Source organism: Streptacidiphilus sp. EB103A (genome assembly GCF_041261405.1).
GTDB lineage: Bacteria > Actinomycetota > Actinomycetes > Streptomycetales > Streptomycetaceae > Streptacidiphilus.
Genome location: NZ_JBGCAQ010000010.1, coordinates 23,618 through 43,652 on the forward strand (window position 1 = coordinate 23,618; position 20,035 = coordinate 43,652).

Annotated in this window: 17 protein-coding genes and 2 tRNA genes; 6 read left to right on the forward strand and 13 right to left on the reverse strand. The window is 71.7% G+C overall.

Going from position 1 to position 20,035, the window contains the following annotated elements; genetic code table 11:
* Positions 1–98: 98 nt before the first annotated feature.
* From purM to ABH941_RS17680, 3 genes are all read right to left on the reverse strand, one after another.
* A complete protein-coding gene (purM, locus tag ABH941_RS17670) occupies positions 99–1,202 on the reverse strand; it encodes a phosphoribosylformylglycinamidine cyclo-ligase (protein ID WP_370130243.1) in 1,104 nt (367 codons plus the stop codon).
* Positions 1,203–1,234: 32 nt separating this feature from the next.
* Positions 1,235–2,818 carry an amidophosphoribosyltransferase gene (purF, locus tag ABH941_RS17675; protein WP_134002253.1) on the reverse strand — a complete coding sequence of 528 codons (1,584 nt, stop codon included), beginning with the start codon at positions 2,816–2,818 and terminating at the stop codon, positions 1,235–1,237.
* A 100-nt stretch (positions 2,819–2,918) separates the two neighbouring features.
* Positions 2,919–3,791 carry a sterol carrier family protein gene (locus ABH941_RS17680; protein WP_370130245.1) on the reverse strand — a complete coding sequence of 291 codons (873 nt, stop codon included), beginning with the start codon at positions 3,789–3,791 and terminating at the stop codon, positions 2,919–2,921.
* A 63-nt stretch (positions 3,792–3,854) separates the two neighbouring features.
* Here ABH941_RS17680 and ABH941_RS17685 point away from each other — a divergent pair, with 63 nt between their 5' ends.
* Together ABH941_RS17685 and ABH941_RS17690 are read left to right on the forward strand one after the other, a co-directional pair.
* Positions 3,855–4,805, forward strand: a complete 951-nt coding sequence (locus ABH941_RS17685) for a DMT family transporter (RefSeq protein WP_370130246.1) — start codon at positions 3,855–3,857, stop codon at positions 4,803–4,805.
* Positions 4,806–5,576: 771 nt separating this feature from the next.
* Positions 5,577–5,966: a MerR family transcriptional regulator gene (locus ABH941_RS17690; protein ID WP_370130247.1), complete on the forward strand. Its 390-nt coding sequence runs from the start codon at positions 5,577–5,579 to the stop codon at positions 5,964–5,966.
* On the opposite strand, the gene ABH941_RS17695 is transcribed toward ABH941_RS17690, so the two are convergent.
* From ABH941_RS17695 to purS, 6 genes are all read right to left on the reverse strand, one after another.
* Entirely contained in the window at positions 5,914–6,840 is a 927-nt protein-coding gene (locus tag ABH941_RS17695; protein WP_370130248.1) for an RNA polymerase sigma-70 factor, read from the reverse strand. The two genes, ABH941_RS17690 and ABH941_RS17695, sit on opposite strands and share 53 nt — an antisense overlap.
* Positions 6,837–7,424: a carboxymuconolactone decarboxylase family protein gene (locus ABH941_RS17700; protein WP_370130249.1), complete on the reverse strand. Its 588-nt coding sequence runs from the start codon at positions 7,422–7,424 to the stop codon at positions 6,837–6,839. The genes ABH941_RS17695 and ABH941_RS17700 overlap by 4 nt, the downstream gene beginning before the upstream one ends.
* Positions 7,425–7,668: 244 nt before the next feature.
* Positions 7,669–8,196 carry a hypothetical protein gene (locus ABH941_RS17705; protein WP_370130250.1) on the reverse strand — a complete coding sequence of 176 codons (528 nt, stop codon included), beginning with the start codon at positions 8,194–8,196 and terminating at the stop codon, positions 7,669–7,671.
* 136 nt (positions 8,197–8,332) lie between these two features.
* Complete coding sequence (purL, locus tag ABH941_RS17710) at positions 8,333–10,588, reverse strand: phosphoribosylformylglycinamidine synthase subunit PurL (RefSeq protein ID WP_370130251.1); 2,256 nt, start codon at positions 10,586–10,588, stop codon at positions 8,333–8,335.
* The gene (purQ, locus tag ABH941_RS17715; protein ID WP_370130252.1) at positions 10,588–11,268 is read right to left on the reverse strand and encodes a phosphoribosylformylglycinamidine synthase subunit PurQ; all 681 of its coding nucleotides are present in this window, start codon (positions 11,266–11,268) and stop codon (positions 10,588–10,590) included. The genes purL and purQ overlap by 1 nt, the downstream gene beginning before the upstream one ends.
* Positions 11,265–11,513 carry a phosphoribosylformylglycinamidine synthase subunit PurS gene (gene purS, locus ABH941_RS17720; RefSeq protein WP_134002269.1) on the reverse strand — a complete coding sequence of 83 codons (249 nt, stop codon included), beginning with the start codon at positions 11,511–11,513 and terminating at the stop codon, positions 11,265–11,267. The genes purQ and purS overlap by 4 nt, the downstream gene beginning before the upstream one ends.
* A gap of 457 nt (positions 11,514–11,970) precedes the next feature.
* On the opposite strand from purS, the gene ABH941_RS17725 reads away from it, so the two are divergent.
* The 3 genes from ABH941_RS17725 to ABH941_RS17735 all read left to right on the forward strand — a co-directional run bounded on the left by ABH941_RS17725 (position 11,971) and on the right by ABH941_RS17735 (position 12,707).
* Entirely contained in the window at positions 11,971–12,288 is a 318-nt protein-coding gene (locus tag ABH941_RS17725; RefSeq protein ID WP_370130253.1) for an Lsr2 family protein, read from the forward strand.
* 158 nt (positions 12,289–12,446) lie between these two features.
* A tRNA-Gly gene (locus ABH941_RS17730) sits at positions 12,447–12,518 on the forward strand.
* A 113-nt stretch (positions 12,519–12,631) separates the two neighbouring features.
* Positions 12,632–12,707 (forward strand) — tRNA-Gly (locus ABH941_RS17735).
* 118 nt (positions 12,708–12,825) lie between these two features.
* Here ABH941_RS17735 and ABH941_RS17740 read toward each other — a convergent pair.
* The 4 genes from ABH941_RS17740 to purD form a co-directional block, all read right to left on the reverse strand.
* Positions 12,826–13,740 (reverse strand): phosphoribosylaminoimidazolesuccinocarboxamide synthase, encoded by a 915-nt coding sequence (locus tag ABH941_RS17740; protein ID WP_370130254.1) that lies wholly within the window; start codon positions 13,738–13,740, stop codon positions 12,826–12,828.
* A 103-nt stretch (positions 13,741–13,843) separates the two neighbouring features.
* Positions 13,844–15,370, reverse strand: coding sequence for a N,N-dimethylformamidase beta subunit family domain-containing protein (locus tag ABH941_RS17745; RefSeq protein WP_370130256.1), 1,527 nt, complete (start codon positions 15,368–15,370; stop codon positions 13,844–13,846).
* 106 nt (positions 15,371–15,476) lie between these two features.
* A complete protein-coding gene (locus ABH941_RS17750) occupies positions 15,477–17,171 on the reverse strand; it encodes a hypothetical protein (RefSeq protein ID WP_370130257.1) in 1,695 nt (564 codons plus the stop codon).
* A gap of 402 nt (positions 17,172–17,573) precedes the next feature.
* Positions 17,574–18,815, reverse strand: a complete 1,242-nt coding sequence (gene purD, locus ABH941_RS17755; RefSeq protein ID WP_370130258.1) for a phosphoribosylamine--glycine ligase — start codon at positions 18,813–18,815, stop codon at positions 17,574–17,576.
* Between the two features lie 404 nt (positions 18,816–19,219).
* On the opposite strand from purD, the gene ABH941_RS17760 reads away from it, so the two are divergent.
* A complete protein-coding gene (locus ABH941_RS17760) occupies positions 19,220–20,002 on the forward strand; it encodes an SLATT domain-containing protein (protein ID WP_370130259.1) in 783 nt (260 codons plus the stop codon).
* Positions 20,003–20,035: the final 33 nt, after the last annotated feature.

A 20,035-nucleotide genomic window follows, 5' to 3' on the forward strand; every position in this document is an offset into this window, starting at 1 on the left:
GTACGCCGAAGGCGGCTGACCGAGCATGAGTAGCTGAGCAGCTGAACTGGACGGGGGCGCTGCCGTGACCGGCCGCGCCCCTCGTGCCCCCAACTCTCCTACTCCGCGTACGCGCCGTACAGAGCTGCGCCGCCGTCCGACCAATCGCCGCCGCGTTCGACGATGTCGCCCAGCGGCCAGGCCTCGACGTCGCGGTCGGCCAGGACCGCCAGCACGGTGTCCACCGACTCGGCCGGGACCACGGCGACCATGCCGATGCCCATGTTGAGGGTCTTCTCGATCTCCAGGGTCTGCATCCGGCCCACCTGGGCCACGGTCTGGAACACCGGCAGCGGCGTCCAGGTGCCCCGGTCCAGCCGGGCGTGCAGGCCCTCGGGGATGACCCGGGCCAGGTTGGCGGCCAGGCCGCCTCCGGTGACGTGCGAGAAGGCGTGGATCTCGGTGGCGCGGATGAGCGCCAGGCAGTCCAGCGAGTAGATCCTGGTCGGCTCCAGCAGCTCCTCGCCGAGGGTCCGGCCGAACTCCTCGACCTTGCGGTCCAGCTTCCAGCCGGCCTGGTTCAGCAGCACGTGCCGGACCAGCGAGTAGCCGTTGGAGTGCAGCCCGGACGCGGCCATGGCGATGACCACGTCACCGGCCCGTACCCGCTCGGCGCCCAGCAGCGCGTCGGCCTCGACCACGCCGGTGCCGGCGCCGGCGACGTCGTACTCGTCCGGGCCGAGCAGCCCGGGGTGCTCGGCGGTCTCGCCGCCGACCAGGGCGCAGCCGGCCAGCACGCAGCCCTCGGCGATGCCCTTGACGATCTGGGCGACCCGCTCGGGGTGGACCTTGCCGACGCAGATGTAGTCGGTCATGAACAGCGGCTCTGCGCCGCACACCACCAGGTCGTCCACGACCATGCCGACCAGGTCGTGGCCGATGGTGTCGTGCTTGTCCATGGCGGCGGCCAGGGCGACCTTGGTGCCCACGCCGTCGGTCGCGGAGGCGAGCAGGGGGCGCTCGTACCGCTTCAGCGCGCTGGCGTCGAACAGCCCGGCGAAGCCGCCGAGGCCGCCGACGACCTCGGGCCTGGTGGCCTTGGAGACCCACTGCTTCATCAGCTCGACGGCGAGGTCGCCGTTCTCGATGGAGACTCCGGCGGCGGCGTAGGTGGCGCCGGCGCCGGGACCTGCGCCGGGCGTGGTGGGGGTCTGGTCGCTCATCAGAACGGCCCTTTCAACAGGGGAAACGAAATTCAGGGGCGGCGCAGGGCATCGGCGGCGCCGATGCCGCCCAGCATGGACTGCACGCCATCGGCGTCGCTGCGGTTCTTCCCGGCGTTGCGCACTCCGGGAGCGCGGCCCGCCGAGGCGATCTCCGCCTCCAGCAGGTGCTTGCCGAGCAGCTGCGGGTCGGGCAGCTCCATCGGGTACTCGCCGTCGAAGCAGGCGCAGCAGAGCCGTTCCTTGGGCTGGTCGGTCGCCTCGACCATGCCCTCGGTGCTGATGAAGGCGAGCGAGTCCGCGCCCAGCGAGGCGCCGATCTCGTCCACCGACAGGCCGTTCGCTATCAACTCGGCCCGGGTGGCGAAGTCGATGCCGAAGAAGCAGGGCCACTTGATCGGCGGCGAGGAGATCCGGATGTGCACCTCGGCGGCGCCGGCCTCGCGCAGCATCCGGACCAGGGCGCGCTGGGTGTTGCCGCGGACGATCGAGTCGTCCACGACGACGAGCCGCTTGCCCTTGATGACGTCCTTGAGCGGGTTCAGCTTGAGCCGGATGCCGAGCTGCCGGATGGTCTGGTTGGGCTGGATGAAGGTGCGCCCGACGTAGGCGTTCTTCACCAGGCCCGAGCCGTAGGGGATGCCGCTGGCCTCGGCGTAGCCGATGGCGGCCGGGGTGCCCGACTCCGGAGTCGCTATCACCAGGTCGGCCTCGGCCGGGGCCTCCTTGGCGAGACGGCGGCCCATCTCGACCCGGGAGAGGTGCACATTGCGCCCGGCGATGGTGGTGTCCGGACGGGCCAGGTAGACGTACTCGAAGACGCAGCCCTTGGGCTTGGACTCGGCGAAGCGGGAGCTGCGCAGGCCGTTCTCGTCCACGGCGATGAGTTCGCCCGGCTCGACCTCGCGGATGAACGAGGCGCCGACGATGTCCAGCGCGGCCGTCTCGGAGGCGACGACCCAGCCGCGCTCCAGGCGGCCCAGCACCAGCGGGCGGATGCCCTGCGGGTCGCGGGCGGCGTAGAGGGTCTGCTCGTCCATGAAGACCAGCGAGAAGGCACCCTTGACCTGGGGCAGGATCTGCCGGGCGGTCTCCTCGATCGACAGGTCCGGGTAGCCGGCCAGCAGGGCCGTCACCAGGTCGGTGTCATTGGTGACCGCCGAACGGCCGGAACGGGAGACATGCTGCTCGCCGGGGAGCCGGGCGACCATCTCCGCCAGTTCGGCGGTGTTGACCAGGTTGCCGTTGTGGCCGAGGGCCAGCGAGCCCTGGGCGGTGGCCCGGAAGGTCGGCTGGGCGTTCTCCCACACCGAGGAGCCGGTGGTGGAGTAGCGGCAGTGGCCGACGGCGATGTGGCCGAGCAGCGAGCCGAGGGAGGTCTCGTCGAAGACCTGGGAGACCAGGCCCATGTCCTTGTAGACCAGGATCTGGGAGCCGTTGCTCACTGCGATGCCCGCGGACTCCTGTCCGCGGTGCTGCAGGGCGTACAGCCCGAAATAGGTGAGTTTGGCGACCTCTTCACCGGGGGCCCAGACACCGAAGACACCACAGGCGTCCTGGGGGCCCTTCTCGCCGGGAAGGAGGTCATGGCTGAGTCGTCCGTCACCGCGTGGCACGCCACCGAGTCTAGGGCAGTCCGGCGGTATCGGCCGAACAGGGGACGGCCGCAGGTCACGCAGCGGATCGCTGACGCGCGTAGATTTCGGGCGAAACGGATCAACCCATCACCGGGAGTAGCGAAGAAAGATCACTGCGCTCCCCCGAGGCCGTGAGTTGCGCCACGTCCAGCAGCTCCGCCCAGGCCACCCGGCCGGTCGCCAGCCGGATCCAGGGCAGCGGGGCCGTCTCGACCACATTGGGCGGGGTGCCCCGGGTGTGGCGGGGGCCCGCCACACACTGGACCACGGCGAACGGCGGGATGCGCAGTTCCACCGAGCCGCCGGGGGCCTGCGCGGCCAGGGCGTCGGCGAGCAGCCGGGTGGCGGCGGCCAGCGCCTGCCGGTCGTGCGGGATCTCGGCGCCCAGGGCGTCGGCGAGGTCGTCGCCGTGGACGACGGTCTCCAGAAGGCGGGTGACCAGGAAGTCCGAGAGCAGCATCGGGCCGTACCGGGTGGGCAGGGCCAGGCCGGGTGGGTGCTCCTCGGCGAGGGTCTTCAGGAGCAGGTCGGCGGCACGGTCGAACTCGGCGGCGACCTGCGCTGCGCTGCCCCCGAAGGCGTCGGCCGCGTGCCCCCGCACTCCTTCGTCGATGTCCGCTGCTGCGCTGCGGGTGCCGGTGACCCAGGAGGTCAGCGAGAGCAGCTCGGCGCCGGCCGGGACGTCGGCGCCGAGGTTCTTCGGCACCCAGTCCAGGACGAAGCCCAGATGGGCCACCAGCTCCCTGACCCGCCACCCGCCGAGGCGGGTGGGCCGGGCCAGCAGCGCCTCGGCCGCGTCGTCCGCGCCGTCCGCGCCGTCCGCGCACAGGCTGTGGACGGCGGTGCGGAGCACCTCCGTCTGGGCGGCGAGGGCGGCCCGGGTACGGGCGGGGTCGTAGCTGCGGGCCCGGGGGCCTTTTCGGTCTCGGGGGCTGCGGTCGGCTGGCGGCATGTGAGCGAGAGTAGGCACGAATCCCGCTTGCCGCCAGGACATTGGGGCGTGGACGCTGCTGTCATGACCGCCGAACCTGCCGTCCGAACCAGCACCGACACGCCCGCGCCCCCACCTTCGCCGTCCCCCGCCCGCCGACAGACGCTGCTCGCCTCGGCCGCCGCCGGGACCACCGTGGTGCTGTGGGCCTCGGCCTTCGTCGGGATCCGCGCGGCGGGCCATGCGCTGGCACCAGGGCCGCTGGCGCTGGCGCGGCTGCTGGTCGGCAGCCTGGTGCTCGGTGCGATGGTCGCCGTCCGGCGCGAGCCGTTCCCGGCCCGCCGGGACTGGCCCGGGATCGTCGCCTGCGGCGTGCTCTGGTTCGGGCTCTACAACGTAGGCCTGAACGCCGCCGAGCGGCTGGTGGACGCGGGGACGGCGGCGATGCTGGTGGGCGTCGGGCCGATCCTGATCGCGCTGATCGCGGGCGTGGTGCTGCGGGAGGGGTTCCCCAGGGCGCTGGTGCTCGGCATGCTGCTCTCCTTCGGCGGCCTGGTCGTCATCGGCCTGTCCTCCTCCGGCGGCGGTGGCGGCTCGGTCGGCTGGGGCGCGCTGCTGTGCTTCGTCGCCGCGCTGGCGTACGCCAGCGCGGTGGTGATCCAGAAGCCGCTGCTGGCCCGGGTCTCGGCGCTCCAGATCACCTTCCTGGCCTGCACCGTGGGCGCCGTGGCCTGTCTGCCATTCGCCCCCGCGCTGGTGCGCGAGGCCGGACACGCCCACGCCTCCCCCATCGCCTGGGCCGTCTACCTGGGCGCGCTGCCGACCGCCGTCGCCTTCACCACCTGGGCCTACGCCCTGGCCCGCACCAGCGCCGGCCGCCTGGGCGTGACGACCTACCTGGTGCCGCCCATCTCGGTGCTGCTGGGGTGGCTGGTCCTCGGCGAGGTGCCCGGCTGGACGGCCCTGGTGGGCGGCGTGCTCTGCCTCTCGGGCGTGGCGGTGTCCCGGCTGCGACTGGAGCGGTGGAAGCGGTGAAAGCTGTGGAGGCGGTGAAAGCGGTGGAACCGTCAGAGCGCGGAGCGTCGCCGTACCTGAACGGGATCCCTACTTCGGCCGAGCCCCCGTCCCGCTGCCGTCTCTGACGTGCGCGTTCGCTCCCGATGACCCGTCCGTCGCCTCCGTGGGGCACGCCGGTCGGTCCCTGGCTGGGGTGGCTCGGCTCCGCCTCGCGGCAACCACGACGAGGGGAGGGGGTGGCGGGGCGTGCGTTGCCGGGTGGCGCGCTGGTGCCGGGCTTGCAGAAACCTTTCTTCGGGCCGGATTGCCCGTGCTGGGGGGAGTTACAACCAAGCTGGGGTGAATTACACCCATATATGGTTGCTACGCCCCCCAGCGTGGTTGTAACTCCCCCCAGGTAACCCGATTGGGGGACGCACTCGCCCCGCCCCGCGCCCCAGGCGAGCGCTCCGCGCCGGACCCGGGCCGCCCCGGCCCTTGTCGCGCGGCGGAGCCGCTTCTGTCCGGGCGGAGCCCGGGAAACGGCGGGCCACGCGCCCCACCACACGCTGCCGTTGCAACCGTGGAGCGCCACCCCCGCCCACCGCCAAACACTCCGCACCAGAGCGCCCCCACTCCCCGCCCCAGTTGCCGGCGCGAAGCGCCTTCCTTCCGGGCGGAGCCCGGGAGACGGTGAGTCAGGTCGCGGCACGGGCGTTGCCGTTGCAGGCGTGGAGCGTCCCCTGGCCGACCCAACGCTTCGCCCGCCCCCTTGACCTGGAGTGGGGTCCAGGTGTGAGGCTTCGTCATATGACGGACTTCCTCTCGCCCGGCCAGGTTGTCGAACGCAGCGGCTTCAGTCTGGACACGCTGCGGTACTACGAGCGGATCGGTCTGCTCGACCGGATCGAGCGCGGTCCCGGCGGTCGGCGCCGTTACGCGGACGAGGACCTGGAGTGGCTGGGCGTGCTCCGCTGCCTGCGCGACACCGGGATGCCGATCGCGCAGATGCGCCGCTACGCCGAGCTGGCACGGGAGGGCGACAACACGATCGCGGAGCGGATGGCGCTGCTGGTCGAGCACGACGAGCAGGTCGAGCGCACCGTCGCCGACCTGCGGGACCAGCAGGCCCATCTGAAGCAGAAGATCAGCTGGTACCGGACCCAGCTCCCGGGTCCTGAGGCGGCGTCAGAGCAGTGACGTGCCGAAGCTTGTCGGGATTGCGGACCACCCGGATGCCGGTGATCCCGGTCTCGTCCATCTCCAGGACGAAGACGCTGTCGGTCACTCCGGCGGAGGTCACCAGCAGGCCGGGCTGACTGTTGACGTCCGCGGGGTGCACGGCCATCTCCGGGAGCGGACGACCGGTCATCACGCCCAGGATCCAGCGGGCCGCCTTGTCCGCGCCGATGATCGGCCGCAGCGCGGCGCGGATCTTGCCGCCGCCGTCCGACCAGACCGTCACGTCCGGCGCCAACAGCTCCATCATCCGGTTGAGGTCCCCGCCCATGCAGGCCGCCAGGAACTCATCGGTGACCCGGCGGCGTACCTCGGCCGGGGCCTCGTAGCGGGGGCGCCGGGCCTGGACATGGCTGCGGGCCCGGGTGCCGACCTGGCGCACCGACACCTCGGTGCGGTCGAGCATCCCGGCGATCTCGGCGTAGGGGAAGCCGAAGACCTCCTTGAGGATGAACACGGCCCGCTCCAGCGGGGAGAGGGACTCCAGGACCACCAGCATGGCCATCGAGACCGCCTCGGCCCGCTCGATGTCGCCGCTGGCGTCCGGCGCGGTCACCAGCGGCTCCGGGAGCCAGGGGCCGACATAGGACTCGCGCTGCACCATCGCCGACTTGAGCCGGTTGAGGGACAGGTTGGTGACCGTACGGGCGAGGTAGGCCCTGGGCTCGGCGACCGCGGCGGTGTCCACCCTGCTCCAGCTGAGCCAGGCGTCCTGCAGGATGTCCTCGGCGTCGGCCGCGCTGCCGAGCATGCGGTAGGCGATGCCGAAGAGGACCGGGCGGTGCTGCTGGAACACCGTGAGGGCGACATCGGTGGCGTCGGTGGCGTCGGTCACGCCTCGGAAGCTACCTGACGGAGCGGGATCTCGCAGCGATCCCGGCTCCCGCCTTTGAAGAGGGCTTGTCCCACCAGCCCGAAGGCGCTGTTCACCCGGGAGCGGAGGTTCTCGACGGCGATCATCGCGGTGAGTTCGACGAAGGCCGGCTCACCCAGGTCGGCGATCAGACACTGCGTCATCTCGTCGGTGACGGCCGGCACCGTCTCGGTCATGGCCTCGGCGTACTCCATCACCAGCAGTTCGAGGTCGGTGTACACCTCGGTGTGGTCGCGCCAGGCGGGGACGTTGCGGAGCTTGGCGGCGGGAACGCCCTTGCCGTGGCTGTCCCAGTAGCCGAAGTCCAGGCACCAGGAGCAGCCGATCCGGGCCGCGACCGCCATCACCGCGAGGGACTTGAGCGTCGGGTCGAGCCGGTTCCAGCGGGCCTCCCCGCGCTCGAAGCGGGTGGTCGTCAGGAGCACCCTGGCATGGTGGGCATAGGCCTTCCCTGGGTCGAGCACCTCGCCGTAGACGCGCCTGGAGTACCACTCGCCGAGGCGGAAGAGCACGGTGCGCGGCGGGTCGAGGGAGATACGGGCCATGGCTTGCTGCCTCCTTGGAGCGCGGGGGATCGCGGTGTCCACAGGTAAGACAGATCAGCGGCAGCAAACGTGACAAGGCGGGGCACGGGACATGGTGGATGCTGTGAGTGACGCCTTCTCTACACCCTGTTGACAGATGGCGGGTATTGGCTATCCTGGATCTGCACGCGGCAATAGCTTCGTGAAGTGAACTCGGCAGCCTTCCGGACGGTCGGCCCGCCGAGTTTTGCGCTTTCCGGGCCCCTCAGAGGCGCCGGACGCCATGGAGCATCGGGCGAATCCTCCGCGTCCAGTCACTTCCCTTGGCGAAGCTCCAAGCGATGGCGTCGGGGATCCACAGCAGGTTCTCCTCATGGGCCCTCATATGCTCGTAGGACAGTCCTTCCTCGTGGTCAGCCTTGCTGATCCGGGCGGAGAGCAGCCGGTTGTCCCGTAGCACCGCGGAGTCGTCCCGCTCCAGGACCAGCCGGTTGGCTCCCACCTCGAACGCTTCCTGGATCAGGGCTTCAAGGCACAGAGGCCGGGCCGACACCTCGGACAGCCCCGCCGGAGCGACGTAGACCCTGGCCTCGACATCCAGCTCGCACATGGTCGACAGGATGGCCCGACGTCGGTCATCGCGCTCCTTGGTGAAGTGAAGCCGCCGCTGCCCCGGCAGGAGGAGCATGCGCATGGCTTGCCGCATGGGTGCAAGCCGTCGGGGCTCGACGAAGGCCGCCACGACGATGTACTGCCGCAGTTTCGCCTCGTCGACGAAGATATGGGCTCCCACAGCCACTCCTTTGTTCACGTTCAGTGACATGTGAACAGCAGAAGTAGCCAAAAGGTCACCCTTGTGGCGTAATGTGCCTCTGCCCCCGTGACCTGGGCGGTCAACGGGGGCAGCGGGCAGGGGCTGTGACGGGGTGTCAGCCGAGGAGGGCCTCGATGACGCCGGTGTGGGCCTCGCGGAGCTCGGTCAGGGGGAGCGTGAACTGGTCCTGGACCTCGATGGTGTCGCCGTCGACGACGCCGATGCGGGTGGCCGGGAGGCCCCGGACGCCGCACATCTCGGTGAAGCGGAGCTCCTCGCTGCGGGGGACGGAGACGATCGCGCGTCCCGCCGACTCGGAGAAGAGGAACACGAAGGGGTCCAGACCCTCGGGCACGACCACCCGCGCGCCCTTCGCGCCGCGCAGGCAGCTCTCGGTGAGGGCCTGGATCAGGCCGCCGTCGGAGAGGTCGTGCGCGGCGTCGATCATGCCGTCGCGGGAGCCGGAGATCAGGATCTCGGCGAGCAGCCGCTCCCGCTCCAGGTCCAGCCTGGGCGGCAGGCCGCCGAGGTGGTCGTGGGCGACCTGGGTCCAGGCCGAGCCGCCCAGCTCGTCGGCGGTGTCGCCGAGCAGGTAGACCAGCTGGCCCTCCTCCGCGAAGGCCATCGGCGTACGGCGGTTGACGTCGTCGATCACACCGAGCACGGCGACCACCGGGGTCGGGTGGATGGCCACCGCGCCGGTCTGGTTGTAGAGCGAGACATTGCCGCCGGTGACCGGGGTGCCCAGGGTCAGGCAGGCGTCGGCCAGGCCGCGGGTGGCCTCGGCGAACTGCCACATCACGTCCGGGTCCTCGGGGGAGCCGAAGTTGAGGCAGTCGGAGACGGCCAGTGGCTTGGCGCCGGTCGCGGCGACGTTCCGGTATGCCTCGGCCAGGGCCAGCTGCGCACCGGTGTACGGGTCGAGCTTGGCGAAGCGGCCGTTGCCGTCGGTGGCGATGGCGACGCCGAGGTTGGACTCCTCGTCGACGCGGATCATGCCGGAGTCCTCGGGGGTGGCCAGCACGGTGTTGCCGAGGACGAAGCGGTCGTACTGGCTGGTGATCCAGGACTTGTCGGCCTGGTTCGGCGAGCCGACCACCTGGAGCACCGCGGCGCGCAGCTCGTCCCCGCCGGCCGGGCGCTTGAGGCGCTCGGCAGTGGGGGCGTCGGCCTGCAGCGCGTCCTGCCAGGACGGGCGGGCGAAGGGCCGCTGGTAGGTGGGACCGTCATGGGCGACACTGCGAGGCGGCACATCCACGATCTGCTCGCCGTGCCAGAAGATCTCCAGCCGCTCGCCCTCGGTGACCTCACCGATGACGGTGGCGATGACGTCCCACTTCTCGCAGATCTCCAGGAAGCGGTCCACCTTCCCGGGCTCGACGATCGCGCACATGCGCTCCTGCGACTCGCTCATGAGGATCTCCTCGGGCGAGAGTGTCGCGTCGCGCAGCGGAACGGTTTCCAGCTCGACCCGCATGCCGCCGGAACCGGCCGAGGCCAGCTCGCTGGTCGCGCAGGAGAGGCCGGCGCCGCCGAGGTCCTGGATGCCCAGGACCAGCTTCTCCTTGAAGATCTCCAGGGTGCACTCGATCAGCAGCTTCTCCTGGAACGGGTCGCCGACCTGCACCGCGGGGCGCTTGGTCGGGCCACCGTCCGCGAAGGTCTCCGAGGCGAGGACCGAAACGCCGCCGATACCGTCGCCGCCGGTGCGGGCGCCGTAGAGGATGACCTTGTTCCCGGCGCCGGAGGCCTGCGCGAGGTGGATGTCCTCGTGCTTCATCACGCCCACGCACAGCGCGTTGACCAGCGGGTTGCCCTGGTAACAAGGGTCGAAGACGACCTCGCCGCCGATGTTGGGCAGGCCCAGGCAGTTGCCGTAGCCGCCGATGCCGGCGACGATCCCGGGCAGCACCCGGCGGGTGTCGGGGTGGTCAGGGGCGCCGAAGCGCAGCGGGTCCATCACCGCGACCGGGCGGGCGCCCATGGCCAGGATGTCGCGGACGATGCCGCCGATGCCGGTGGCCGCGCCCTGGTAGGGCTCGACGTACGACGGGTGGTTGTGCGACTCGATCTTGAAGGTGACCGCGTAGCCCTGGCCGACGTCGACCACGCCGGCGTTCTCGCCGATGCCGACCAGCAGCGCGTCGGTCTCCGGCTTCTTGTCGCCGAACTGCTTGAGGTGGACCTTGCTGGACTTGTACGAGCAGTGCTCGGACCACATGACCGAGTACATGGCCAGCTCGGCGCCGGTGGGACGGCGGCCGAGGATCTCGCGGATGCGGGCGTACTCGTCGGCCTTGAGGCCCAGGGCGGCCCAGGGCTGCTCGGCGTCCGGGGTCGCGGTCGCGTGCTTGACCGTGTCGAGAGTCATCAGGAGCTCACCAGCTGCTTCAGGATCGAGGTGAAGAACCCGAGGCCGTCGGTGCGGCCGGTGCCGACCAGCGGCTCCACGGCGTGCTCGGGGTGCGGCATCAGGCCGACGACGTTGCCGGCCGCGTTGGTGATGCCGGCGATGTCGTTGATCGAGCCGTTGGGGTTGACGTCCAGGTAGCGGAAGGCGACCCGGCCTTCGGCCTCCAGCTCGTCGATGGTCCGCGCGTCCGCGACGAAGCGGCCCTCGCCGTTCTTCAGCGGGACGGAGATCTCCTGGCCGACCGTGTAGTCGACGGTCCAGGCGGTCTCGGCGTTCTCGACCCGGAGCTTCTGGTCACGGCAGACGAAGTGCAGGCTTTCGTTGCGCAGCATGGCGCCGGGCAGCAGGTGCGACTCGGTCAGCACCTGGAAGCCGTTGCAGATGCCGAGGACCGGCAGCCCCGCCCTGGCCTGCTCGATGACGGTCTCCATCACCGGGGAGAAGCGGGAGATCGCGCCGCTGCGCAGGTAGTCGCCGTAGGAGAAGCCGCCGGGCAGGACCACGGCGTCGACCTGGTGCAGGTCCTTGTCGCGGTGCCACAGGGCGACCGGCTCGGCGCCGGCCAGGCGCACGGCGCGCTGGGCGTCGCGGTCGTCGAGGGAGCCAGGGAAGGTGACGACGCCGATGCGAGCGGTCACTTCTCCTCCACCCTCACGGTGAAGTCCTCGATCACGGTGTTGGCGAGGAAGGTCTCGGCGGCTTCGCGGATCCGGGCGAGGGCGGCGTCGTCCACCGGCCCGTCCAGTTCCAGCTCGAAGCGCTTGCCCTGACGGACGTCCGCGATCCCGGCGAAGCCCAGACGCGGCAGCGCGCGCTGCACCGCCTGGCCCTGGGGGTCGAGGATCTCCGGCTTGAGCATGACGTCGACAACGACGCGTGCCACGGGTACTCCCGGTGAGTGGTGGTGCGGGGGGAGTACCCACTCTACTGGGGGAGCGAGGGCTTCTTGGATGATCACCCGGCCGGACGCGCGTAGACCGGGGGCAGCGTGCGGAGGTTCACACAAATGACTACCACTCGGTAGCCGGTGATTGAACGCCGGAAATTCCCTCATTCGCCACATTCAGCCTTGCAATAGCAGCCCTGCCGAGAGCCCGTCCAGAGGTATCGGTCAGGTATCGGCGAGGTCTCGAACCGACACGGAATAGGGGGCAGGAAAAGCTTGCCTCTTCGATTTTGGGACACTTGAGGGGCAGAATGGCGGGCACCGGCCGCCGCTTCCGCGCGCGCTCGGTGGGCAAGCGGCGCTCCCAGCCTCGCGACCTCCCGAAACGTACCTCCGACCTGCGGGTTTCAGGCGCCGCCAAGGCGGCGTGGAAATCCGAGAGGATTGGCATCCCATGGCTCAGCGCGTAGTGGTAACCCTCTCTGACGACATCGACGGAGGGGTGGCCGAGGAAACCGTCCAGTTCGCCGTCGACGGCAAGTCGTATGAGATCGACCTGTCTGCCCGAAACGCGGAAAAGCTGCGGAAGGCGCTCGCCCCGTATGTGACTGCGGCCCGCAAGCAGAGCCGAACCGGCAAGACCCTCCGCCGGACCGAGGTGGCGCCGGACCCGGCGACGGTGCGCGCCTGGGCGCAGTCCCGTGGCATCGACCTGCCCGCGCGCGGCCGGCTGCCGAAGCATGTCTACGAGGCGTTCGCCGAGGCGAGCTGATCCGGTCCGGAGCTGGACGGGTTCAAACCGGACTTTCCTTGACCTAACGGTCAAACCGCCCACCCTCGTGGATCGCCCGGTGATCCATGGGCTAGTGTTCTCTTCAGCGGAGCACGCCGGAGACGGAAGCCGAAAGGCCAGGTCAACGGGGTGGGCTCGCAGGTGTAGCTCAGTAGTAGAGCGCTCCCCTTCCAGGGGAGAGGCGCAGTGTGCAATCCCTGTCACCTGCTCAACTCGACGTTCCTTTCGGCTGGCGCAAGCAGCCGAAAGGATCAGGTAGAGTAGAGCTCGCCGGAACGGACCGGAGGCCATCTGGCCGAAGGAACGGGACGGCGAACACCATGCGGACGTGGCTCAGTTGGTAGAGCATCACCTTGCCAAGGTGAGGGTCGCGGGTTCGAATCCCGTCGTCCGCTCCAGATCAGAGAAGGCGCACTCATTCAGAGTGCGCTTTCTGCGTTGTACGCCTGACGGTGCACCAGTTCGGTGCCGGGGGCATGCGGTGGCACGGCTCCGGCATGCCCCCGGCTCCGGTGCTCAGGCCCAGGTCTGGCCGGTCAGGCGCTCGTAGGCCTCGACGTACTTGGCCCGGCTGTCGGCGACGACCTGCTCGGGCAGGGCCGGCGGCGGCAGCTCCGAGGCGGGGTCCCAGCCGGAGGCCGGAGAGGCCAGCCAGTCGCGGATGAACTGCTTGTCGAAGGAGCGCTGGGACCGGCCCGGCTCCCACTCGTCGGCCGGCCAGAAGCGCGAGGAGTCCGGCGTCAGCACCTCGTCGCCGAGCACCAGGCTGCGGTCGCCCGGCTCGCCGTCCGCCAGGCCGAACTCGAACTTGGTGTCGGCCAGGATGATGCCCCGGTCCCGCGCGATGTCCCGGGCCCGCCCGTACACGGCGATCGTGGTCTGCCGCAGCTGGGTCGCGACCTCGGCGCCGAGCCTGCGGGCGACCTCCTCGTAGGGCACGTTCTCGTCGTGCTCGCCGACCTCGGCCTTGAGCGCGGGCGTGAAGATCGGGGCGGGGAGCTCCGAGCCGTCCACCAGCCCGGCCGGCAGGGCGATGCCGCAGGCCGTCTGGTACTTGAGGTACTCCTTCAGACCGGAGCCGGTGAGGTAGCCGCGGGCCACGCACTCGACCGGCAGCATCTCCAGGCTGCGGCAGACCAGGGTGCGGCCCGCCCAGTCCGCCGGGGCGCCGGCCGGGACCTCGGTCGAGATCACATGGTTGGGCACCAGGTCGGCCAGCCGGTCGAACCACCACAGCGAGAGCTGGGTGAGGATGCGGCCCTTGTCCGGGATCTCGGTGGGCAGCACCCAGTCGAAGGCCGAGGTCCGGTCGCTGGCGACCATCACCAGCTCACCCGCGTCGTTCCGGTAGAGGTCACGCACCTTGCCGGTGTGCAGATGAATCAGGCCGGGCACCTGCACCGGCTGGGGCTTCTCGACGAATCCGCTCAAGACATGTCCTCGGTCAAGTGAATCTCGGGGTGGGAGCTTGCAAGGAGTCTTTCACAAGGCCCTTCCCGGCCGTTCGGACGGCGTCGGCGGACCTTATGCAGATTCAGTGGACCTTGCAGATGCGGTCCAGCAGGTTCGCCGTGGCGCGCTGGACCCGTTCGTCGGTGTGGCCGGGCCGGTCCAGCGCCGGGGACCAGGCGAAGGTGCCGCTGGCGAAGACGTAGGCGCCGCCCGGGGCCCGGTACAGCGAGGTCTCCTGGTGCTGCAGCGCCCCTCTTGCGTCCCGGTACGGGGAGTGCGCCAGCAGGGTGCGCTCGGTGTGCGAGGGCAGCGGCACCCGGGGGAAGTAGTGGTCGGACTCCCCCGCGACCAGCCCGGGCAGCCGGTCCTCGTCCCGCAGCCCGGTCCCCTCCCAGACCCAGTGGTCGGTGTTGCGGACCACCATGGGCGCGGGTTCCGGGACCCGGCCGCAGTACTGGATGCCCAGCAGCAGCTGCTCCGGTGCGCCCAGGTCGCGCCAGAGCACCGACGGGGCCGCCCCGGCCGACGCGTCCACCGGACGGCGGCGCTTGCGGCAGGTCAGCAGCCGGTCCGGTTCGCCGTTCATGCCGGGGTCGAGCTCGACCTTCCAGTACATGGTGTTGGCGCTGAGGAAGACCAGCGAGGTGCCGCCGTCCCTGGCGTCCTCCACCGACCGCCGCATCGGCGCCGACCAGTACTCGTCGTGGCCGGGGAAGATCAGCCCCCGGTAGCGGCCCGGGTCGATCCGCCCGGCGTGCAGGTCGGTAGCGTTGGCGTAGGCCAGGTCGTAGCCGTAGCGCTCGGCCCAGCGGATGAAGTCGTAGGCGTGGCCGATGTGCAGCGGCAGCCCCGCGCCCGCGTAGGGGCGGTCGAAGGACACCGTGGTGGCGGCCTCCTCCTCGCCGAGCAGCTCGCCCTTCTCGTTCCAGGCGTGGTAGAGGCTGGCGCCGGTCCTGCCGTCCTCGGGGTAGAGGTTGTAGGCCTGCCAGGTGACGTCGGGGAGCAGCAGCAGCAGGTCCGCGGCCTTGTTGGCGCGGACCGTGAAGGGGATGTGGCTGCGGTGGCTGTGGTCGGCGGTGGTGAGCACGGCGACGTACGCGCCGGGGCTCCAGTGCGCGGGGATCTGCAGCCGCCAGGACATCCACCAGTGGTGGCAGGAGACGGTGCGGCCGGCGACCATCGGAGCGGGCTGGACCAGCCCGGAGATCCGCGGACTGGCGGCGAAGTGCCGCGCTCCGGCGCCGCCGTAGTGCCCGATCCGGTAGACGTCGACGGTGAACTCACGGGCGGTGCTGACGCTGACCCGCAGGTCCAACGAGCCGCCCGGGTCGGCGGCGGCCGCGGCGAAGCCCTTGAGCTGGCCGCCGACGTCGTCCGAGGGGCGCGGTCGCCCCAGGGCCGGGCGGGGTTCGGCACCGGGCGGGCGGCGGGACCGCGGCAGCTGGCCCTCGGCCTGGCCCAGGTCGACGTACCAGGGGACCTGCAGGCCGGTGTCGTCGAAGTACTGGTCCGCGCCTCGCAGCCAGGGCAGCGGGCCCTGGCCGAAGGGATCGGTGGCCCCGTGCGCGAGCGCCCCCGACTCCCAGCGACGGCTCTGCTCCGCACCCACGCGCCCCTCCCCTGGTTGCGGTGGCGAGGTGACGAGATGACGATATGTCACCAAAAGCGTTCGTCAGATCACCCCGTGTGTACTCATCGTACGTGCTGACGACTTGTCAGGGCAGTCTCACGGGCTTCTCGACCCGGACCCCGATCCCGGTGAGCCAGGCCCACAGCGGTTCGCCGTCGCCGTGCTCCACGGCCAGCGCGACCGGGGCGGCCAGGTCCGTCCTGCGGGCGCCGTCGACCAGCAGCACCGGGCCGTCCAGCCAGTCGAGACCGGCCTCCGCGGCGCCGCTGCCGACGGCGACGCAGCAGACCAGCGCGCTGAGGTGTTCCCCGAGCAGGTCCCGGCCGGTCCGCGGCGGCTGCAGCTGCAGTGCGGGCTGCCGCGCGGGATCGGCGGCGGCGGCCCGGAGCCTGCGGCTGGTGAGAGCCCCGGCCAGGGCGTCGGCGGCGCCGTCGTCGCGCAGCCGGACCAGCAGCTCGCTGATGTCGCGGGCCGTGGGGGCACCCTCGGCGCCGGCCACGAGCGGGTTTCGCTGGGGTACCGGGGGTCGCTCCCCGGGAACGTGGAGCAGGCCGGCGACCGCCAGCAGGTCGTCGGCGTGCGAGCGCCACACCCGCTCGACCACGGCCTGCGGATAGTCCTGCCAGTCGACCGGGGACCAGTGGGCCGCGGCGGCGGAGGGCTGGGCCGCGCTCCAGCTCTCCGGGGCGGCGGCCTGCGGGCCGCCGTGGAACAGCCTGGCGGCCAGCAGCGACACCGCCTCGTCGATCCGGCCCGGTTCCTCCAGCAGGTCGCAGGCCGGGCGCTCGCCGAGCCGGGTCTCGAAGCCGTCGGCGAGCCGGTCGCGCCGGGACAGCTCGGTCAGCGCGGAGACCACACCCGCGTCCAGACGGCCCGGCCAGCGGCCTATCTGCCAGGCCGGCAGCGCGACCCGGGTGAGCAGCCGGTCCCAGCCCGCGTAGGCCAGTCCGACCTGCTCCTGGGCGGCGATCCGCAGCCCGTAGTCCACCTGCCTGGCCTGCTCGGAGGCCCAGCCGGCGACGGCGCGCTCCATCTCGGCGGCGTGGCCCCGGCAGCGGCGCAGGAGCAGGGCGGCGATCCGGCCCAGCAGGGCCGGCGCGGGACGCTGCCAGGGCGGGGCGGTGGTCCGGTCGGCGGCGAGGCCGAGGGCGGCGTCCAGGGCCCGGACGAACCGGCGGGCCGCGGCGATGTCGGGGTCGGCCGAGCAGGCGGTGCCGGCCACCACCGGCGCCAGCAGGGCGCGCAGCTCGGCGACGCGCATCCACCACATGAACGGGGAGCCGATGACCAGGGTGGGCGCGGGCAGGGCCGCGGCCTCCCGGCCGAGGGCGTCGCCGCCGGCGGGTGCGGGTGCGGGCGGAGCGGGGGCGGCGGCGGGGGAGGGGTCCTCCAGCCAGCTGTCGCAGTCCGGGGTGAGCGCGATCCGGGCCGGGGCCGGCACGTCCATCCGCTCGGCGAGGTCGCGGACCAGCCGGTAGAGCTCCGGGGCCTCGGTCGTACTCAGCGGGACGGCCGGGACCAGCGGCGGCCTGACCCGGCGCAGCACCACGGCGAACGCCAGCGCGCCGAGCAGCACCACGGCGGCCACGGCGGAGACGGTCCAGCGGGCGACGTCCCAGCCGGCCGCGTCGGCGGATCCGGCGGCGCCGAGGCGGCCGGTGACACCGCCCGCGATCAGCACCGCGGCGGCAGCGGCCGGCAGCGCGGCCACCGCGAGCGCGGCGCCGCGCACCCGAAGCACCGCCTGGGCGCGACCGCGCGCCGCTTCCACACCGGCCATGGATCAGTCACCCCCTGCCTGCTCTGCCGCGGATCCACCGGACCCGGTTCTGTCGTCCCCCGTCGACTATTGACGACGAGCGACCCGGGCACGGTGTTCCAGGAACGGTTCGGAACCACTCGGATAAGTGATTCCCTCTGAACCGCAGCCTCCCCCCTCGACGCCCGGAGTACCCGGCACCGGCATCAGGACGCGGACGAGGACGCAGCGGTCTGCGGTACCTTCGGGGCACCATAAGGCCGGGGGGCGACGGACGTCAGCCGGATGGGGTTCCCGTCACCCGATGGGCTGGGTCCTTGGGCTTGTTGCCCCGGGCAGGGAGCGGCCGGCTTCAGCGGAGCGGCATTGCGCCCTGCGAGTGGCGGCGGGCGACGGATACTTGTCGATTGCGCAGATCCTGGCTCAGATGCCGGCGGCGATGTCACCGCGGTGGTGCGAGCCCTTCAGCCCGATCCGGGCGGCGGCCTCGTACGCACGGGTCCTGGCCTGGGGGATGTCCTTGCCGGTGGCGGTGACGGAGAGGACCCGGCCGCCGGCGCTGACGGTCCCGCCGTCCGCGCCGGTGGCGGTGCCGGCGTGCAGGACGTAGGCGGTGCCGTCGGGGGCCTCGGCGGCGTCGAGACCGGTGATCGGGTCACCGCTGCGGGGGTTCTCCGGGTAGCCCTCGGCGGCGATGACGACGGTCACCGCCGCGCCGTCGCGCCAGCGCAGGTCCGGGAAGTCGGCCAGGCGCCCGGTGGCCGCGGCGTACAGCAGGCCGTTGAGGGGGGTCTTCAGCCGGGCCAGCACGACCTGGGTCTCCGGGTCGCCGAAGCGGGCGTTGAACTCGATCACCCGCACCCCGCGCGAGGTGATCGCCAGACCGGCGTAGAGCAGCCCGGAGAAGGGGGCGCCGCGGCGGCGGAGCTCGTCCACGGTCGGCTGCAGGACGGTCGCCATGACCTCCTCGACCAGCCCGGGGGCGGCCCAGGGCAGCGGGGAGTATGCGCCCATGCCGCCGGTGTTGGGGCCCTCGTCGCCGTCGTAGGCGCGCTTGAAGTCCTGGGCGGGCTGCAGCGGGACCACGGTGGTGCCGTCGGTGACGGCGAACAGCGAGACCTCGGGGCCGTCCAGGAACTCCTCGATGACGACGCGGTCGCAGCCGGCCGCGTGCTCCAGGGCGGCCTGCAGGTCGGAGGTGACGACCACGCCCTTGCCGGCGGCCAGGCCGTCGTCCTTCACCACGTACGGCGCGCCGAAGGCGTCCAGCGCATGGGCCGCCTCGGCCGGGGTGGTGCAGAGGTAGGAGCGGGCGGTGGGGACGTTGGCGGCGGCCATCACGTCCTTGGCGAAGGCCTTGGAGCCCTCCAGCCTGGCGGCCTCGCCGCTGGGCCCGAAGACCGGGATGCCGCGCTCGCGCACCGCGTCCGCCACCCCGGCGACCAGCGGCGCCTCCGGGCCGACGATGACGAACTCGGCGCCGAGGGAGACCGCGAGGTCCGCCACGGCGGCACCGTCGAGCTGGTCGACCGGGTGGGTCCGGGCGACCCGGGCGATCCCGGCGTTGCCGGGGGCGCAGTGCAGCTCGCCGACCTCGGGGTCGAGGGAGAGGGCACGGCACAGGGCGTGTTCGCGGGCACCGCCGCCAATGACAAGGACCTTCACGGGGCTGAGCCTAGTCGGTGCCGGGCGAGAGCCGGTCCGCCGGTCCACGTGGTGACCGGCGGGGCGACCCGCGGGGCGAACTGCAGCGCGACCGGAGGGCAGGCGGCAGCGTGACGGACGCAACAGGCGGGAGCCTCCGGGTCAGGTACGCTCCTGCGGGCCACCCACCCGTAAGGGTGAGAATCGCGGATACCCGCCGCAGCCGCCCGTCCGGGTTTCTGTCTGGGGTTTCTGTGAGGGTTCCGGTGACGGTTTTACAGCCGAATCCGAGCGGAACGGTCACATGGTCAGCCATTTGGCGGTAAGAAGTGGTGCTTGGAACCAGGAGGGCTGAGGGCAGTGCTTGTGTCAGTGGCACCTGGGACGATCGGACCCGATGGGCCGAAGGACAGGGAGTTCCCACGGTGAGCCAGCCCGAAATGCAGCCCGAAGAGAGTCCCTGGGGCACCGACCCCGGGATGGAGGAACCGGTGACCGCTGCACCCCCGCAGCCGGAGGCGTCCGGCGGTCGTGATCTCAGTACCAGGCAGTTCCCGCTGGGCGACTGGGGCGAGCCCGCCGAACGTCTGGAAGAGCTCTACCGCTGGTCGGAGGAGCGTGCCGTCGAGGCGATCGACTGGTACCAGCGGGACCGCCGCTGGAAGCGCCGCGGCGCCCGTACGCTGCGGTATCTTGCCGCGCTCGCGGGCGTGGGCGGGGCGGTGCTGCCGCTGGTGCACCTGACCGGCGTCTGGCACGGCGCGGCCGACTGGGGCTATGTACTGCTGCTGCTCGCCGGTGCCTGCCTGGGCGCAGACCGGGCCTTCGGCCTGACCAGCGGCTGGATGCGGGACGTCAGCACCGGGCAGGCGCTGCAGCGGCGGCTGGAGGCGTTCCAGTTCGACTGGGCCTCGGAGTGCGTGCGCGAGGTGCTCGGCCCGACCGAGGGCACCGCGAGCGAGGCCGCCGAGCGCTGCCTCGGCGTGCTGCGCCGGTTCTGCGAGGACGTCTCGGACATGGTCCGGATGGAGACCTCGGAGTGGATGCTGGAGTTCCGCGCTTCGATGACGCAGCTGCCGACCCAGGCCGCGGGCAACTGGGGCGGCCGCACCGAGGGCATCGGCGCCCAGGTCCGGGTGCTGCCCACGCTCGGAAGCGGCCGGCCGACGATGCCTCGGCAACGCCCGCCGGAGCCCCCGCTGCGGTAGGGGAAACGTAGGTACGACGCGAGCTGAGGGGGC